A 19,778-nucleotide genomic window follows, 5' to 3' on the forward strand; every position below is an offset into this window, starting at 1 on the left:
TTAAAATGGATATCCGATGGCAATATTTAAAACAAGATTATCTTTTCTCCAGCTTGAGTCTCCGAAATTGATTTTATCGAAGGCCCATCTGTCTCCTTTCTGATAGTAAGGAACTCTCAGTGGCATTGCAAGATCCAGTCTTAGAATCAGGATTGAAAAATCCAGTCTCAGACCTACTCCGGCTCCCACCGCAATTTCATTTAAAAAGTCTTTTGAAAATTTAGCGCCCGGTCTGTCTTTGTCATCGTGAAGCAGCCAGATATTTCCGGCGTCTACAAAAACGGCAGCATTTAAAAATTTATAAAGATTGGCTCTGTACTCAGCATTTAATTCCAATTTGATATCTCCAGACTGGTCAAAATAAGTACCAGGCTCCAGAGTTCTCGGATCAAAACTTCCCGGGCCTAATGTTCTTGCACGGAATGCTCTGATACTATTGCTTCCTCCTGAGAAAAATTGTTTAGAGAAAGGAACAAATTCTGAATTTCCGTATGGATAGGCGATTCCTCCGATAAATCTTGTAGCCAATGAAGATTTTTCAGTGAACTTATGATAGAATCTGAAATCATTTTCCATCTTTACATACTGGCTGAAAGGAATACCAAATATTTTCTTTTCCTTATCTTTTTTTACATCTGCTCCTGTTACCAACCCTGTAATATTTCCTGCAAGATCAAGCGTCCCTTTATAATAAATGGTATTGGTCTTTGGCAGCATGGTATTGGTATAGGTATAAGAATACGTTGGTCCAAAAATTAGCTGTTTATCAACAATTCGCTGCATAGCTGGATTTTTGGAAGATTTAACTTTATATTCATCTGTAACATTTGCCGGAGATACCAATGTAATATCAATCACTTTCAGATCATGTTCTTTTCTCGCATTTTCTTTCCATAGATATCCGAATGATCCGGTGAAGTTATTTAAGGTATAATATTTTGTTCTGTTCTGGAATTCATAGCCCAAAGTAATATTCGTTCTCGGAACAAACTCACTTGAAGAATGAAAACGGAAAGGTGCCACAATTCTTGGAATGGAAAGTTGTGCATTCGCTCCAGCACGGAAAATATTATTGGCATCCTGAGCACCTCCCATCTGGAAATCAAAAGCTCCGAAGATCGCTGCTTTGAATTGTTCTGCGCCTCTGAAGAAGTTTCGGTGGGTCCAGTTCAGATTCAGCTCACTACCTGCATAGTTGGCAGAATTGGTTCTTCCCAATGCTTCCAGACGAAGCGACTGGATTTGTCTTGGCGTTAATAAATAATACGCATCAAACTTATGACTTAACGAATCCGATACAATGAATTCATTTTTTACAAACTTAAAAACACCGAGGCTGATCAGTCGGTTTAGTGTAAGATTGTGATTGGAACGGTTGTACAGATCACCTTTTTTGAAATATAATGCTCTGTCAAAAATTTTCGGTTTGAATTTATGCTGAGGATCAATAACGTAAATATCATCAAAAGCATATTTGGAAAGAGAATCTTTATCCATTGGGATACTGTATTTTCCCTCTTTTACATCCTGGATATTATAATTAGGAAATACAATAACGTTATTAATGCTGAATTGCTGCGTTGCTAAATCCGGAGTATTGTCTTTCAGTTTTACGTTAAGCTCTACCTTATGATCTTTGCTTACTGTACTGTCTGCCTGCACGATAATATTATCAGGATGGAAGTAATAAAAACCTCTTTCCTTTAAACCATTATCAATTCTTTCTCTTTCTGCTTTGATGACATCAAGATCAAATGGTCTTCCGTTTTTAAGTAACGTTCTTTTTGTTAGACCCTGAATTTCCTGGTTCACCAATGTAGAATCCTTCTGAAACTTTACACCGTCAATCAGATATCTGGAACCAGGTCTTAAGGTATAAATAACCTGAGCTTTTTTATTTTTTGAAACCGTATCATAAGAAGCCTTAGCATTGAAATAGCCTTTGTTTTCAGAATAATTTTCAATGATATTTTTGTTGAACTCACGGTCTACATCACCTAACAATACGGGTTTTTCACCTATCTTATATTTAAGCCAGTAGTTAAAACCTTTATCCTTTTTAGGCTCTTTAGCAATATTATAAAAATAAAGTTTAGGACGCATCCCCAAAAATGTAGAATTGGGTTTTGGCGTAAGGCTCTCTTCCAGTGCCGTCTGAAGATCTTTTTTTTCTTTTTTGGAAATTGTGTCGTTTTCAATCTTTACTTTGGCGCCTGTGTAGAGCATCTGGCCTTCTTTCAAAAACCTGGTATTGCTACACGAGACTACTGTGGATGCCATTCCGGAAACCAACAGATACTTACAATATATATGGAACTTATTACTCATTATTTAAATTCTACCACTTGGTTATTTTGATTTTTTTTCGGTTTCTTCTCTTTAGATTTCTGAAAAATCTCCCGGAACTTGTCATAATCCAATGTAATAATAAATCCGACGCCGGTCTCTATGATCTGTCCTTGAAGAGCTACCTGATATTCATCTTTACGGTAAGCACGAAGCATATACCTTCCGTCTTTGGAAAGGCTGTAATCTACAGAAACATTCCCTGCAATATTCGTCATGTTTTCATTCTGACGAGCCTGGCCTTCCAGTCCGAAATTACTTCCTACCGTCACTTTCAGGCGATCGTTCAATAATTTTTTGCTGATATCTACATTCAGATCGGTTCTGGTATTTTTCTCTCCAGTGGAATAATCTTCCGTAGAATCAAGACCGAAGTTAAGATCTACTCCTTTAATCAGTCCGGAAGCAAGGTTATTCAGCTGCTGAGAAAGAATTTTACTCACACTCTGTCTTGCCATGGTTTCTGCAGACATTCCTGCACCGCTTTCAAATGGATTTTCCCCGATAAAACGGTTCAGAAGCAATAAGGCAAATACCTGTTTGTTCATTTCAGACTCCTGGGTTCTGAGCTGGGCAAGTTTCTGATCGACAACATCTTTTACATTCGTGGATACGGAATTATTCTTTTCTTCCGTAGTAATGTCAAACGTAAGCTGAGGTTTCAGAAGCTCTCCTTTCATTTTCAATAAAGCATTGAATGGTATTCTCTGTTTAAATTGATTCATGAGAGAAGTTCCGCCATTTTCTGTGCCCACCTGTTGTTCTACAAGATCAATAGGTGCTGCTTCCGTTTTATAAACTGCTGTAATATCCATTTGGGCCATCGTTGGCTCACCAGTCCAGGTGATCGTACTGCCTTTCTGAATATCGAATTTACGTTTAAGCAAACTTACAGAAAGATCGTAGCTTCCTTTTTCAACTTCATAAACGCCTACTAATGTCATTTTTCCTGAAGGATCAATTCCACCGGTCAATTCTGCTTCTCCCTGAAGTTTGACAAAATCACCGTTTACTTTATCAATAATAATAGAAAGTTTGGCTTCTCTGCTGACTTCAATGTTGACATTCACATCCATTCCTTTAATGCGGCTTTTGGAGTCAAGAGAATCTGCTTTAATTGTTTTATTTAAAACTACCTGATCCTGATCCACAAATTCTACAATTCCATCTCTTTCCTGTAAAGATGGGGAAGATTGAGGAAGTACGAACGTGAAGTCTGTGTTGTCTGCCACATTCAGTTTTCCGTCTACTTTAGGGAGATCCAGATTTCCACGGATATGAAGGCCGGCATCAATAGCCAGAATACCATACATCATCGCGTCATTGGTCTTTTCTGAATTGACAACTTTAAAGTCTTTGGCATTTACATCCAGATTAAAAGCGAAATCTCTGTACGTTTGGGTAAGAACCTGCCCGTCCACAACAAGAGCATTTCCGTCTTTATCTTTGACCTTGAATTGATCAAACTCAATTCCACGGCTGGTAAAATCTATTTCATCACTCAGATGTCTGAAATCACTTCCTGTTTTGGCAATTTCCAACCCTGCATCATTGAATTTTACTTTTCCTAAAATATTTGGTTTATCTGTAGTTCCGGTGATCTTTAAGTTTCCTGAAAGATAACCTTCCGTATTGGTAATGGCATTCATAGAAAACCCTTGAATACTCTTCATCTGAAGCTGGTTGATCGCCATATTCAGGTCGAAAGTACTGGACGAAGTATTGTAATCTCCAAGGATTTTTACGTCATTGTTATTTCCGGAAAGAGCAATATCTGCATTTAAAATCTTCGGTGAGGCATTATTCACTTTTACCGCAAGATTTCCGACAGGACTTCCATACACAATTAAGTCCGAAATATTCAGGTCGGAATTGAATGTCATATTTCTAGTAACATCACGAAGCTGCGCTGTTCCGTTAATGGTTCCTCTTGCCAGAACCGTATCTTTTTTAATCAGTTCCGTAATGGTTTCGATTTTAAAATCTTTCAACGAAATATTCAAAGGACTGCTTGGATTACTGCTTTCAGACTGAACCGCAATTTGGCTGTTTCCATTGGAGAGAATGAAGTTATCTGCCAGAATACCTTTGTTGCTGACCTGGATTTTATTATTCTCTGCAACATTCCAATCTGTATAATTCAGTTTCAATCCGTTCGGGTTCAGAGATATTTCAGTAATATCATTCAACGATTTTGCACTTCCTGCAATCAGGAACTGGGTAGCATCTTTTTCGTCTTTTGTGGTGACGTTGTATCGGATGGTATTGTCTGCAACATCCCCGTCAATATTGATTTTGTTTAAAGAAAAACTTGAGCTTTTCAAGGCAGCAACATTCAGGCTGTATTGTAATGTCTGATTTTCATTCGTTACTTTTAAAGCCCCTTTTTCAATGGTATTTTCACCATATAATAATCGTGGAATTTGTCCGTCAATTTCAATTTTCTGAGAATCTGCATCATAATTCCCGACAAGATTGATGGTTTCAAAATCTTTCAGATCCGGCACAAACTTTCTGATCAGATCATCATTTTTAATTTTTGCTGTAAAAGTAAAATGTTGCCCAGGATCAATTTTCTGTTTTTTATCCGGTTTCTGGAACTGGTAATAATGATTTACGGTTTTCGTTAAAGCACCAAAAATCTGAGTCAATTTATATTTGCCTTTCAACTCCACATCTGCAATCTGAGAATTGAAAATAATCTGAGTAGAATCTGTAGTAGAGGAAGCTTTCAGATTGACTTCCTGTACGGGATAAACCTCTTTGGTATCTGAGAAAGCAAAATCTTGAAGGTTTAAATATCCATTCAGATTATTGGGATCTAAGCTGGTGAAATCTCCATCAATTTTTCCGGCAATAATCATCGGTTTTTCATAGAAGCCAAGTTTGTTGACATCCAGTTTGATAACTTCTCCATTTACTTTTACCGTAGGATTTTTTTCATCATAAACACCCGAAGCGGTCAATTGTAAATTGGCATTCGGGTCTTTTGAATCCAAAATCACATGATAAGCTCCTTTTTTGATCTTTCCGGTAAGGTTCATATTTTGATAACGATATCCTTTGTATACTGCGGAAGCAACATGGCCTTTTAAATCTGCATTGGCATTTTTAAAATCAAAACTTTCCCCTTTGGCTGCAATTTGTGCAGTGACAGGACCAATATCTTTATTCCGAATAATTTTTCCTACCTGTATACCCTGAAGATTGGCTTTTACATCATACAATTCATGATTTTTTCTTCGCATGTCTACCTGTGCGATGATTGCAGCATTTCCCAAAGTAGAGTAGAGGTTGAGATCTGTATTCACTACTTTCGTTGTTCCTTTCGCATTTCCTTTAATGCTGAAATGGGAAGGAAGGGAAATATTGGAAGGAATTGTATTTTTAGGGACAAGATTGAATATTGTTTTGGCATTGGATGAAAATTCTCCAATTCTCAGATCATAATACAACTGATCTGGGTTCATTGCATTTTTGATCTTTCCAGAAGCCATTACCCTTAGCTGATCAAGCCCGGAAACCTTAAGATCTTGAATTAGAAGATCATTAACACTTCCTTTTACATTTGCATTGACATTGAGAATAGCGTTCGGATATTTGTTGAACGGAACCGTATTTTTTAAAGTCGGAGCCAGATTCAGAATGTCAGAAAACCCTATTTTTGAATCTTTAATATTGGCTGAAATCTTGACTGCACCTAAGTTTTTGCTAAGTTGATCAATGGAGTTATAGTTTAAAATAACCTCATCACGCAATAGCGTTTTAGGAGTTTGAAGATAAAGATCTTTGAGATAGGCTTCTTTTTCTGCGTACACAAAATCCGTATTGAATTTCTGGATATCCAGTCCTTTGCCTTCTTTGATTTCTGCCGAATTCACGGTTCCTGCAAAGGTATTGTTCTCCATTTTGAAGCTTCTTACCTCAACATTCATTTTTGAAAAATTGAGGTGATTGAAGTCCATTCCCTGTTTAGTTGGAGCAATGGCAGTATTGTTATAATTGACTTTTACATCGTTCAAAACAAGTTTTCCTAAGAGAAGTTTCATGGCTTTATCCTTATCGGAGGTTTTGGAAACTTCAGGTTCTTTTGTTGTTTTAGGATTGGCATTCTGAGCCGGAAGATAAAGGTTGGCATTAATATCTGCGCCGGAAAGGAATACATTGGCTACATTGTAAGCATTGTTTTCAATATCCAGTTTATTGACCTTTGTACTCAGTTCTTTGAAGATAACTTTTGCAAATGTTTTGGTATTTTCATCACCGTAATCAATGTCGAAATGAGTAAGTTTTATTCCTCTTAAGCCAATATTCATAGGCTTCTTTTCATTGAGAGAATCTACTTTTTTCTCTACCTTTTCTGCAACTTCTTCTACCAGTCCCTGCTTTAACTTTAATTTTAATCCGTCAAGGTTGATATCATTAACGGCATATTTGTTTTTGCTGAGATCAAAAGTTTTGACTCTGGTATCAAACGATTTAAAATAAAGTTGAATATCATTCTTGGATTGCTGGTCGTTAAATGTTACCCCAACATCTTTTAAATTGATTTTATCAAGAGAAATGATAAATGGCTTAGAAGGACTTTCTTCCTTATCACTGGACGCAAAAGCATCAATAATATAATCAAAATTGAATTTACCATCTGGTTTCCGTACTACATTAGCACGTGCACCTTCCATATTGACTGAAGTAATATCTGCTGTAGAATTAAGAAGCTTCATCATGTGCAGACCTACATCCAGCTTTTTGACGGCCAGAAGAGTGTCTACATCCTGTCCTTTGAGGTAGAGGTTTTCCATGACAAGGCTGTTGGGAAATCCTATGTAAACCCTTTCAAGGCTTACTGGAGTTTTGATTTTTTTCTCCAGATAAACAATGAGCTTGTCTTTGATGAAATTTTGGACGGCAGGAAGCCTTAAGCTTAGGATCAACAGGGTAAGAAGAACCAATATTGAAATAAAGGTTATTGCAATACGCCTTAAAAGTTTGGTGGTGTTGATTTTCAGTTTCAAATGCGATGAGGTTTCTAACAAAGATAATAATACTATTTTATTTGGTCTTTGTTGTGGTACCCTTTTGCGAATGCAAAAATCCTGCCTTGGCTGTCTTTTTATGGAATTTCTAGTTTGTAGTTGTCAAGTGAATAGTTGAGTAAGACAGCCAAAGCCAGGATTGTTATTTGTAAAAAACGCCCCCTTTTATCATTTTTTTAATGTTGAAAAGGTTAGTTAGCAAAAATGAAATTCAAATGTTAGTAGTGTTGAAGGGGGCGTGGCATGGTTTATATGATAGATAATAATAATTTAGTTGTTTCCGTTTTCCCATTTCACTTCTTCTCCCTGAGGAGCGGCACCGCCTTGTGCTGTAGTGATAGGAGCAGTTTCCTGGTTGATGTGATAAATATAAGCGGCAATCTTTTCAGCATCTCTTCCGGTAATGGTTCCTTCTTTGATGAAAGGTCTCATGGTAGGGTTATTTGGTGAGCCGTTTTCAAGCATCCAGAATACATTTTTAAATAAGCTTTTTTCTTTAATATTAATCCAGTGGGTATCGGTAAGGTTAGGACCTATACCACCTTTTCCTCCGTCACCGTGGCAGGTAACGCAATTTGTTTTAAACAATTCTTGTCCTTCTGCAATATTATCAGCACTGTATTTCGCAGATTCCAGATTGATCTGAGGTGCAGTTTTCTCATACTCAGCAATGGAAGCTAACATCGTTTTTGTCTCTTTGGTGTATTCTGCTTCCGGATGAGCATAATCTGTGAAAGAAAAAGCAAACAGGTACACGGCACAGAAAATACATCCGAACCAGAACAGACCGATCCACCATTTCGGAAGGGAGTTGTCAAGTTCTGTAATGCCATCAAAACCATGGTCGATAAGAATATCTTTTTCTTCCGTAGCGGTTTGTTTTTTGAAGGCTGAATTCCATAATTTCTGGTAATAAGGAACTTTCTTTTCTTCCAGATATTGTTTCTTTTCTTCCTCGGATAATCTGTTGAAACTTTCATTTTCTACCAGGTCTCCAATAGAGTTCATAATAAGCAATAGGATAGTGGCAATTAATATCAGCGCCCAGAAAAAAGGAGAAGAAAAATATCCTGAATCTCCGGCGAACATTTCAAAGGCCATGATCGTTAAACCTATCGTGGTTGCGATATATATTGAAATGGGGGTTCTCGTTTTCATTGCAGTTTAATTTTAAATGTTACTCTACGCTTGCGGTTTGTACCTGTGTTGTTTTAATGTCTGTACCTAATCTTTGCAGGTAAGCAATCATTGCCACAATTTCTCTTTGTTCAAGTGGTACATAGGTGGATCCTTTTGCTGTTTTTTCTTTTACCATCTGATCTTTTACATCTGTTGCTTCTGCGTAAATTCTCTGTACAATTGCTTTTGACTGGTTATCCGCCCATTGGTTAGCAGAGTCAATCTGAGCTTTTGTATAAGGGACACCGAAGGCATTTTTCATCAGTTTCATTTTGTCCACCATTTGGGTTTTGTCCAGCTTATTGGTGATTAACCATGGGAAACGAGGCATAATAGAACCTGCAGAAGTAATTCTTGGGTTATACATATGTTTGAAGTGCCATGAATCCGGGTTTCTTCCTCCTTCTCTGTGAAGATCCGGTCCTGTTCTTTTAGATCCCCATAAGAATGGTCTGTCGTATACGAATTCTCCCGCTTTGGAATACTGTCCGTTTTTTCCTTCAAATCTTACAACCTCATCACGGAACGGTCTGATCATTTGTGAGTGGCATGAGTTACATCCCTCGCGAATATATAAATCTCTTCCTTCCAGTTCTAATGGTGTATAAGGTTTTACTGCGGTAATTGTCGGAACACTCTGCTTCAGTGACAGGGTAGGAACAATTTCCACCAATCCACCAATTGCTATAGTGATGAAAGCTAATACAGAAAGGAGAGTAGGCGTTCTTTCCAACCAAAGGTGTACGCCTTCGCCTTCTTTTCTTGTGCTTCCAATGTTGGCTAATGCCGGTGCTTCTGCAGGAACGTTTTTCTGGAATGAACCAGCTTTAATTGTTTTGATAACATTAACTACCATTAAAATTGCCCCAGATAAATAAAGAACACCTCCAAGGAATCTCATTTTAAAGTATGGAATAATTGCAGTTACTGTATCCAGCCAGTTTTTCCATAATAAAGTTCCGTCCGGATTGAATTGCTTCCACATTAATCCCTGTGTAAATCCTGAAATATACATAGGTACTGCATAGAAGATGATCCCTAAAGTTCCTAACCAGAAGTGCCAGTTGGCTAATTTTTTAGACCAAAGGGATGTTCTCCACATGATCGGAACCAGATAATATACCACTCCGAATGCCATGAAACCATTCCATCCAAGAGCTCCTAAGTGTACGTGGCCGATAACCCAGTCGGTATAGTGACCTATTTTATTTAATGATTTTGTTGCTAATAAAGGTCCTTCGAAAGTAGCCATACCATAACATGTAACTGCTACTACAAAGAATTTAAGAATCGGATTTTCTCTTACTTTATCCCAGGCTCCTCTTAATGTTAGAAGACCATTCAGCATTCCTCCCCATGATGGAGCTATCAGCATGATAGAGAATCCTGTTCCTACCGCCTGAGCCCATGCCGGTAAAGCTGTATATTGCAGGTGGTGAGGCCCGGCCCAAAGATATACGAAGATCAGCGACCAGAAGTGAATAATGGATAATTTGTATGAGAAGACCGGTCGTTGAGCTGCTTTTGGCATAAAGTAATACATCAGACCTAATACAGGGGTGGTTAATACGAATGCTACCGCATTGTGCCCATACCACCATTGTACTAATGCATCTTTTACACCTGCATATACAGAATAAGATTTCCAGCTTGTGAAAGATAACGGAACTTCAAGATTATTGAAGATGTGAAGCATTGCCACAGCAATCCAGGTTGCCAGATAGAACCAGATCGCCACATATAAATGTCTTACTCTTCTCTTAGCAATAGTTCCGAACATATTGATTCCGAAAATGATCCATGAGAATGCAATTAAGATATCGATTGGCCATTCATGTTCGGCATATTCTTTAGAAGTATTGATTCCCATAAGGAAAGTAATAACAACGCTCACAATCATCAACTGCCATGACCAGAAGTGAATCCATGAAAGGGTATCACTGTACATTCTGGTTTTAAGAAGTCTCTGCATACTGTAGTAAGCACCGCAGAAAAAAGAGTTACATACGAAAGCAAAAATTACCGCGCTGGTATGAAGCATTCTGATTCTTCCGAAGCCCATGGCTCCCTGAGTATTGATCAGCCCCTGAATATTACCCGAAGCTAAGCTTTTAATAGTTGTATCATCCGTACCGAATAAAAATTCAGGTAATTCAGGATAAAAAAGCATCAATGCAGCTGTAAGCCCCAGCAGAAATCCTACAAGTCCGAATGCGATAGTCGCATAGAGGAATGCTCTGACAATATTATTGTCATAATTAAATTTTTGCGTCTCCATAAATTCCAATAGTGTTTACCGAAGTGATATTTTCTCTGAAAAAAAGCGTATTTTTAAGTCTTTTTTATGCCGAAAATAAATATCATGTAACGTGTGTAATGTTTTGCCAAAGGTATTTATTAACTTTGTTAGAGGCTAATAGCTAATCTTCTAAAATATACCGAAAACTACTAAAACAAAAACGATGAAAGTATGTGGACAAAATATCAGGAAAATACGTAGGAGCAGAGATCTTACGCAGGAGTACATGGCCTTTGAAATGGGCATTTCCCAAAAGGCATATTCCGATATTGAGAATTCCAAGGTGAAGATCAACCTGGAGATACTGACTAAAATATCCGATATTTTAGACATCAAACCATCAGACATCTGTAGTATTTCGCATAAGTGTGGAAATGATGAATATGAAGATAAATACCAAAACCTTTTGGAATACATGAAAAAGAATAATATTTCTGTTCCGAAAGAATTTTTATAGCCTATAAGAATTTCACTTTTACTTACATATTAACTATCATAGAATAATGATCTCCCCGGACAGAAGGAGATCATTTTTTTGTGAACAAAAAAGACTGTGTTTTCAGTATGCCTGATGACCATGACATTGATGAGGGAACAAATGTTTGGTTTTTCAAATTTATTATAATGAATACATTATTCATATCTAATTATGTAGAAAAAAATTCACATAATTGTGGATAAATGTTTACAATAAATTTAATTTTCTATAATATATTTGCCTTAAATATAACGCTGCCCTACTGAATGAAGCTTCTCTACTTTATTTCATTTCTGTTTTTTCTAAGTGTCAACGGGCAAAACTATACTACCCAATGGTATAACACGGATAATGGCCTTCCTCAAAACAGTATCAAGGATATTGTAAAAGATAAATATGGATTCATCTGGCTTTCTATGGAAGGTAGAATTGTACGGTATGATGGAAGCAACTTTGTTCAGTATAATAATTTCAAACTTAAAAATTTAAGCTTCGGTGATTTTTTCGGAAATATAAAAAAGGATAGTATTGCCGTTTTTAATGCTTCCGAAAAAGATCTTATTCTGGTTTCTCAAAGAAAACCGATGGCAGTATCATCCGTTCAGATTACTGAGCCTGGGGGAACAGCCAATCAGAAAGTCTATAAACAACTTGTTAAAAATAATTTTACTGTAAGATTTATTTCTTACGTCGATTCTTATTTTATCAGGATGAAAAGTGGCTCTTACTATTTTGAAGATAACGGAATTACTTACGTTGATAAGAAAAGTAAGAAAAGTAAGAAAATTAATCTGAATTTTCCCCGTAGTAAACTAAGAAGGTTATTCATTCATGGAGATTACGTTTTTGTTGCTGATGCTGAGAATAAAAAAATACTTCAGTTGTATCAAGGAAAATATTCCTATATCAGTACTCCGTCAATGTATACTGATGCTGATACTAAAATCTATTGGCAGCAGATCACCGGACAGGTATTCATAATCAGTCATGGTAAAATATACAGAAGTGAGTTTTTAGATAAAAAGTTAAAGCTTACTTACCTGTTGGATTATAAGGATATTGATGAAGAAATTTCCGGAGCGATGTTTTATGATGAAGCAATGAACAAATTATACCTCGGGAGTTCTATTAATGGTCTTAAAATCTTAAGTCTGTCCGATTTCTCTGTTTCCAGAAAAAAATTACCGTATCAGGATGAGGTCTGTTATGCAGGGATTTCTTATGGTGGTAATTCCGTTCTGACTCAGGAAGGGATCAGATACTATTCCAATACTTCAGAAAGAATATTTCCAGCTTCTCAATCTTATGATAAGCGCTACATTTTGCAGGATAACACCGGAAATCTGATTTATCGGGAGAATAATACCATTCATATAAGGTTTAAGAATACAGGATTTACAAAGTACGATTCCATTTCTTTTCAAAATAAGGAAATTGATGGCCTGTATAAAAGTGGAGGGCTGTATATGGCATCACTGGTCAGTGGAAAAGAATCTTATCTCTATCTGTTTAAGCATGATCGTTTTAAAGAAATTGAACGAATTATTCCTTGTAAAGATAATATTGATTCTGTTTTAAGATATAACAAAGATCTGCTTTACCTGGGAAGCAGCGGCGGAATCTATGTTTATTCTCTTATCGGAAATAAAACAGAGAAACTGATTGGGAAAGGCCTTCCTGTAAAACAAATCATCCGGACCAAAGATGGGAATATCTGGTTTACGACATACAACAGAGGACTTTACTTGATAAAAGATCAAAAAGCGGTCAGAGTTCCATCCGATAAAAATGATTTTCTGGCGAATGCTCACTCTTTGATGGAGGATAGGAATTCCAATTTATGGATTTCTTCCAATAATGGGTTATTTAAAGTCAATAAAAATATTCTTTTGCAACACATGAAAACTCCGAAAGGAGACATTACTTATTACCGTTATACCAAAAAGCAGGGACTGTCGAATAATGAGTTCAACGGAAGTGCGAATCCCTCTGCTCATGAGCTGAAAGATGGGCAGCTTGTATTTCCTTCCATGGAAGGTTTTGTGTTTTTTAATCCTGAAAATATCAAAACCTATTATCCCGGAAGTGAGGATTTTTATCTGGAAAGGGCAAGAGTAAAAGGGAAGATGATTCAGCTGAAAAATAGTCTGTTTCTTGAATGCGGTTATAAAAACGCAGAAGTTTATATAGACATTCCTTACTATTCAGATCTGGAAAATGTCTATTTACAGGCTAAACTTGATACTGAAGACAGTTCATGGGTAAATATCAAAAATGATAAAACATTCCGGATAGCTACTATTGAACCTGGTACTTATAATCTTCTCGTTAGATTTTTATCTTCCGAAACCGGGAAATTCGTTTATAAAACATTCCCTGTAGAAGTGGAAGCCTATTTCTATCAAACTTTATTCTTTAAAATCCTGATTACAGGGAGTATCATTTTTATTATTCTGGTGATTGTTCAGATGAGGACAAATTTTTTAAGACTAAAAAATAAAGTCCTGAAAAATACCCTTGATCATAAAGATAAAGAACTGCTTGAAACTAATAATAAACTGAAAAATGAATCTGATTATCAAAAAAAACTGGTTGAAAGCATCAGCCATGACATTACCACCCCTGTAAAATTTATTGCCCTTCTTTCACAGGAACTCAATCAGTCTGAAGATCCCAAAACTCAGAAAAAATATTTTGACAGCATTTATAAAACTTCAGAACAGCTGTATAAATTTACATTGAGTCTTAAAGAATATACAGAATTATACAAACAACAAAATAGTGCGGAAGAAGAGTATTCCATTTATGATCTTATTGAAACCAAAAGATTATTATTCGAAGAAATTGCAGCTCAGAAAAATACATTTATCTACAATTTTTGTGACCATCAACTTAAGATTAAACTTAATAAGAATGTTCTCCTCGCAGTTTTCCACAACATCATAGATAATGCAGTAAAGAATACTTCAAATGGAGAAATTACCATCACATCAGCTTTTACAGGATCACATGTAGAAATCCATATTGCTGATACCGGTACCGGAATGTCCGATGAACAGATGATGTATTATTCCGGGTTATTTAAGAAAAAAGAGAATGAGCATATGATTTTTAAAAATTATGGTTTAGGTCTTCATATGGTTATTCAGCTGCTCATAAAGATGAATTCCGAAATGACTTTTCATCAAAATACTCCGCATGGAACCCTCATTAAAATCCTTATTAAAATATGACAAAAAAAATACTCATTGCAGATGACCATCATGTGGTAAGAATCGGAACAGCTATGATTCTGGAGAAGAACTTTACTCACCTTGAAGTTGATTTTGCAGAAACTTATAGCGAAGCAAAACAGAAAATTGAATCCGAAAAATATGATCTGGTCATTCTTGATATTGAACTTCCGGGAAGTCTTTTCAAATCAATGGTCAAAGAGATCAAAGGAATCTCTGAGGATACTCTTATCCTCATATTCACTTCTTACAAAGAAAATATTGCACTGCAATACATTGAAGAAGGAGCCAATGGATTTCTGAATAAGCAGAGTGATCCCAAAAATTTTGTCAAAGTGGTGGAAGCTCTTTTCAAAGACGGTCATTATTACACACCGGAGATCATGAATGAATTGCTCAAAGGAAATAAAAAGCGAAAAGCAATTGAAAATCTATCCGAGAGAGAGCTGCAGGTTTTTAATCTTCTGGCAAAAGGAAATGGAAACCTTGAGATTGCAAATGCTCTTGACATTGAGGAGTCTACCGTAGGAACTTATAAAAGAAGGGTTTATCATAAATTAAAAATTACCAATTTGGTTGAACTGCTGGAGATCTACAGTGAAATTCATTAATACCATCTCTTTAAAGTCATAACATCATTACAATGCTGTGGAAAAATACCTACAGCATATGTTCGTTAAGTAGTTGTTTTTAGCGGTAAGTTAGCATCTCATTAACTTCTGTTAAACAGAAGAAGCTAATAGAAAAGTACTTTTCAAACTAAGATAATAATTCAGAAAATATCATTTATGCATTACCAACAAACTAAACAATTGATACTGATTTAAAAGCTGTTTCAGAGGAAGATCAATGATTTTATTATTTATGTGCAGAAAAAGCCTTAGCAAATTGTTAAGGTTTTTCTTGTCTGCTTAATAGCAGATTCTCAATTTACCCCATGGAATGTGAATTTCTCTGAAAAGTTTTTATATATTTAGCGACCGAATAATTCATTCAATGAGCAACGAAAATAAAACAGGACAAAACGAGACTTTAGTTAGAGGATTAACAAATCGACATATACAATTAATTGCCCTTGGTGGTGCCATAGGAACAGGGTTGTTTCTGGGAATTGGACCCGCTGCGGTACTGGCAGGACCCTCTGTAATCTTAGGCTATGCTTTGGCAGGAATTATTGCCTTTTTTATTATGCGTCAGCTGGGTGAAATGGTAGTTCAGGAACCTGTTTCGGGAAGTTTTAGCTACTTCGCCTACAAATATTGGGGGAATTTTCCAGGATTTGCTTCCGGCTGGAATTACTGGATTCTCTATATTCTGGTAAGTATGGCGGAACTTACCGCTATCGGACATTATATTCATTTTTGGTGGCCGGAAATACCACTCTGGGTTTCCAGTTTATTCTTCTTTATAGTCATTAATGCACTTAACCTGGCTTCTGTAAAGGTTTACGGAGAAACAGAATTCTGGTTTTCCATCATCAAGGTAGTTGCTATTATTGCCATGATTATTTTCGGAGTCTATCTTTTGATAAGTGGTACAGGAGGAGAAAAAGCGACAATTACCAATCTTTGGAATGACGGAGGTTTTTTTCCAAAAGGATTATTTAACAAAACAGAAAACGGATATTCAGGACTATTTGCAGCCATGGCAATGATCATGTTCTCATTCGGAGGCCTTGAGCTTATCGGAATAACAGCTGCAGAAGCAAAAAATCCAGAGAAAACGATTCCACAGGCAACCAACCAGGTAATCTACAGAATCCTTATTTTCTATGTAGGAGCTTTGGTTATTCTATTTTCATTAAGTCCCTGGAGAGATATTACGGAAGGATCAAGCCCTTTTGTAATGGTATTTCAAAATCTGAATGGTCTTGAATTCAGCCTTTTTGGTAAAGTCATTCAGTTCAATACATTGATCGCAAATGTGCTTAACCTGATTGTTTTAACAGCTGCTTTATCAGTGTACAACAGTAGTGTTTACAGTAACAGTAGAATGCTTTTCGGATTGGCTCAGCAGGGAAATGCTCCAAAATTTCTCAAAAAACTGAATAAAAACTCAGTGCCTACCAATGCAATCATTATATCTTCATGCTTTGCAGGGATCTGTATTATCATCAATAAATTAGTTCCGGAAAAAGCTTTTGAATATCTGATGGCTTTAGTAGTATCCACACTGATCATCAACTGGCTGATGATATGCTACACCCATTTAAAGTTTAAAAAATCAATTAATGCAGAAGGAATTCAATCAAAATTCCCGTCTATATTTTACCCGATATCCAACTATATCTGTATTGCATTTTTAATCCTGATCTTAGGATTGATGAGCATTACAGGAATGGAGATTCAGGTGATTCTGATTCCTATATGGATTGGATTTTTGTTCGTGATGTACAAATTGTACAAACCGAAGTAACAATATTAAAACATATTTCAACATGTTTTGGAAAGGTGAAAATCAAATGGTTTTCACCTTTTTTTGTTTCTTCATAGGATAGATGCTTCAGATTTTCGCTTATTTTTCGTATATTAGTAAGAGGTTATATTTCAAATTAAGGTGAGAATTACAATCTGTTTGCAATACCTGCGGAGAAGCCGAAAACCGTTATAAAAAAGTAGGCATTATCAAAAAAGACACCTATGGCCAATTTATTTCAAACCCTTACCAATACCGTAAAACATTGGTATATTCCATTAATCTTTGGAATTCTTTTCCTTATCTGTGGTTTTTACGTATTCAGCGTACCACTGGCAACGTATGTTACACTTTCCATTTTTTTCAGTGTTTCCTTTTTATTTTCAGGAATTACAGAGATATTCTTTTCTTTACAAAACAGTAAATCCCTGCAGGGCTGGGGCTGGTTTCTTGTGAGTGGATTATTAACCACTGCAATAGGAATTTATCTTATCGCAAATCCTCAGATTTCCATGGCGGTACTTCCGTTTGTAATCGGATTTACCTTGCTGTTCCGTTCTTTTCAGCTATTAGGTTTTGCCTTTGACCTGAAAAGTATGAGAATAATGAGCTGGGGAAATGTTGCCCTTGCCAGTGTCGGAGGAATTATCTTTTCTCTACTGCTGATATTTAATCCGGTATTTACAGGATTCTCACTGGTTACCCTTACCGGTGTTGCTTTTATCTTCATGGGAATTGCTTCTATTATGCTGGCCTTAGATTTAAGAAAAGTCAAAAAGATTCCGGGGAAAATAAGTCAGGAATTGAGAGACAGGATCAAATCTATACAGGAAGAAATTGATGAGCTAAAAAAATAAAGAATAGCAGTATTTTAAATATAGAAGACCTTGAAAAAGGTCTTTTTTGTTTACTATTTTAAAAGAGTGATTAAATAATTATAATTATATCCGCCTGAATTTTATTACGACAAGTCCTGTCGTTTTGTACAAATATCTTTGTATACAAGTGATAAAATTCATGACCAGCCATGAACATTTTGGAGAAGTAGGCATTATTCACATGAATGGAAGGCTGTATGATCCATTGCTCAGAAGATTCTTAAATGCAGATGAGAATATACAGGCTCCTACCAATACTCAAAACTATAATAAGTACGGATATGTAATGAATAATCCACTGATGTATAATGACCCGAGTGGTGAGTTTATAGCCTGGCTTATTGGAACATTAGTAGGAAGTTATTTAAGTGGAGTCCAGGCAAATCATGGAAACTGGAATCCTGTTAAATGGGACTGGAAAAGTGCACAAACCTGGACTTCTGTAATTGGAGGTGGGCTAGCTGGAGGTAGTTATGCTTCAGGGATGAAAAGTATCGGTTCAATTGCTGGAACTAAATTTATTGAAAACTCTGTAGTAGGGTTTATTGGAGGGGCATTGAATGGAATTGCAACTGGACAAAACGTTTTTAAAAGTGCAATAACAGGAGGACTTTTCAAAGGAGGATTCTCAGAAATAAATTATATTGCAAGTAATTTTATAAATACATATTCTAATAAAAAGAATGTGGTGCCTAATACATATGGACAATATCTAAGCAGTATTGGGGAATCAACCTATGGTCAGTTTGATATTGATGAAATTGTAGTAACCGGTAAAAAAGGTAAAAAAGGAGGTTTTGGACAAGGATCCCACAACAGTTATATGATGGAGCGTGCTATTGATAATTTAATAGAAGAATGGAACTTAGATCAATCAAGGTCAAGGTTGTATGCTTCTGAAACTGAGATGTTTGGAAGGTGTGCAATAGGGTTTACGGTAGGTTATAGCTATGGTCTTGTAAGTGGAAGTTTAACTTTAGCATATAATATAGGAGATGGTAAAGTAGCCTTATTTGCTACCCGTGGTTTGAGAAGTATAGCACCAAGCTATGGGGTAGGACTTCAGTTTAATCAGATGAATGCCTTTGGTGAAGATAGAAAAGGGCATAAATATACTGATGTTTTTGGAGGTATGGAAGGAGAAGGGCGATCGGTTTCAGCAGCTTACTATTTGGGGGGTGAATATAGTGAAAGCTCTCAAAATGGACGTACTGTAAACTATGGGACAGCAACTAGAAGTATAAATTTAAGGATAGGTAATGATATAGGAGTTGCTACTACCGAGACAACAAGAATAAATGAAAGTTGGTTTAAAAAACATATTTACCTTAAACCTCAATTCGATTAAAGTATGAAAATATTTGTTTTTTTTAGCTTTTTAATCTTGGTGTCTTCATGTGGGGAACCTGATTGCAATGATGTGAAAAAAGCGTTCTATCCTGATGAATATAAATTGATTGTCGGAGAAGCAAGTATAGATAATTCCTGGATCAAAATTATAGGTTATCATCCTATAACTTATAAAAAATCAAATATTATGGTGCACAATAACTGGATTGATGATTATAATGAAGTGGAAGCAGGAGATACAATAATTAAGAGAGCGGGAAATCTAGAACTTGTCATTCATAAAAAAGATACCATTATCAGACATGATTGGTATTGTAAAGGGAAGCCTTATAAATAAGTTAAATACTTACTTTAATAATCTCATCAAATGAGATAAGAGTGGAAGAAATTCCACTCTTATTTTTTTTATTTTATAGTTTTTTTGCCTACTGAAAATGAAACTTTAACTTTATAATCTTAATTTAAAAGATAGATTATTAAACTAGAAAACGCTTTCCGATGCGATCTAGTTCAGAAGAGGTGAAAGACGGAACATTTTTCTTTTCAGATCAGTTAAACTTTTTG

General features: G+C 36.0%; 11 protein-coding genes. 7 read left to right on the top strand and 4 right to left on the bottom strand.

The genetic code is table 11. From position 1 onward, the window contains the following. The 4 genes from KBP46_RS18540 to ccoN form a co-directional block, all read right to left on the bottom strand. Positions 1 to 2,328 carry a BamA/TamA family outer membrane protein gene (locus tag KBP46_RS18540; protein ID WP_123279141.1) on the bottom strand — a complete coding sequence of 776 codons (2,328 nt, stop codon included), beginning with the start codon at positions 2,326 to 2,328 and terminating at the stop codon, positions 1 to 3. Then, positions 2,328 to 7,361, bottom strand: coding sequence for a translocation/assembly module TamB (locus KBP46_RS18545; RefSeq protein ID WP_216443868.1), 5,034 nt, complete (start codon positions 7,359 to 7,361; stop codon positions 2,328 to 2,330). Before KBP46_RS18545 ends, KBP46_RS18540 begins: the two co-directional genes overlap by 1 nt. 291 nt (positions 7,362 to 7,652) lie before the next feature. After that, positions 7,653 to 8,540 carry a cbb3-type cytochrome c oxidase N-terminal domain-containing protein gene (locus tag KBP46_RS18550; protein ID WP_062672552.1) on the bottom strand — a complete coding sequence of 296 codons (888 nt, stop codon included), beginning with the start codon at positions 8,538 to 8,540 and terminating at the stop codon, positions 7,653 to 7,655. A 19-nt stretch (positions 8,541 to 8,559) separates the two neighbouring features. Further along, the gene (ccoN, locus tag KBP46_RS18555) at positions 8,560 to 10,839 is read right to left on the bottom strand and encodes a cytochrome-c oxidase, cbb3-type subunit I (RefSeq protein WP_216443869.1); all 2,280 of its coding nucleotides are present in this window, start codon (positions 10,837 to 10,839) and stop codon (positions 8,560 to 8,562) included. A gap of 184 nt (positions 10,840 to 11,023) precedes the next feature. On the opposite strand from ccoN, the gene KBP46_RS18560 reads away from it, so the two are divergent. The 7 genes from KBP46_RS18560 (at position 11,024) to KBP46_RS18590 (ending at position 19,551) form a co-directional block, all read left to right on the top strand. Continuing rightward, the gene (locus KBP46_RS18560) at positions 11,024 to 11,317 is read left to right on the top strand and encodes a helix-turn-helix domain-containing protein (protein WP_123279143.1); all 294 of its coding nucleotides are present in this window, start codon (positions 11,024 to 11,026) and stop codon (positions 11,315 to 11,317) included. Positions 11,318 to 11,604: 287 nt separating this feature from the next. After that, on the top strand, positions 11,605 to 14,571 hold the full coding sequence (locus KBP46_RS18565) for a HAMP domain-containing sensor histidine kinase (RefSeq protein ID WP_216443870.1): 2,967 nt from the start codon (positions 11,605 to 11,607) through the stop codon (positions 14,569 to 14,571). Beyond that, positions 14,568 to 15,182 carry a response regulator transcription factor gene (locus KBP46_RS18570; RefSeq protein ID WP_120232855.1) on the top strand — a complete coding sequence of 205 codons (615 nt, stop codon included), beginning with the start codon at positions 14,568 to 14,570 and terminating at the stop codon, positions 15,180 to 15,182. The genes KBP46_RS18565 and KBP46_RS18570 overlap by 4 nt, the downstream gene beginning before the upstream one ends. Positions 15,183 to 15,567: 385 nt before the next feature. Beyond that, positions 15,568 to 16,986 carry an amino acid permease gene (locus KBP46_RS18575; protein WP_034696101.1) on the top strand — a complete coding sequence of 473 codons (1,419 nt, stop codon included), beginning with the start codon at positions 15,568 to 15,570 and terminating at the stop codon, positions 16,984 to 16,986. 224 nt (positions 16,987 to 17,210) lie between these two features. Further along, complete coding sequence (locus tag KBP46_RS18580; RefSeq protein ID WP_062672539.1) at positions 17,211 to 17,843, top strand: HdeD family acid-resistance protein; 633 nt, start codon at positions 17,211 to 17,213, stop codon at positions 17,841 to 17,843. 160 nt (positions 17,844 to 18,003) lie between these two features. Beyond that, positions 18,004 to 19,212, top strand: a complete 1,209-nt coding sequence (locus tag KBP46_RS18585) for an RHS repeat-associated core domain-containing protein (protein WP_216443871.1) — start codon at positions 18,004 to 18,006, stop codon at positions 19,210 to 19,212. A 3-nt stretch (positions 19,213 to 19,215) separates the two neighbouring features. Then, positions 19,216 to 19,551, top strand: a complete 336-nt coding sequence (locus tag KBP46_RS18590) for a hypothetical protein (protein WP_216443872.1) — start codon at positions 19,216 to 19,218, stop codon at positions 19,549 to 19,551. Positions 19,552 to 19,778: the final 227 nt, after the last annotated feature.

The organism is Chryseobacterium sp. PCH239 (assembly GCF_018924625.1).
GTDB lineage: Bacteria > Bacteroidota > Bacteroidia > Flavobacteriales > Weeksellaceae > Chryseobacterium > Chryseobacterium cucumeris.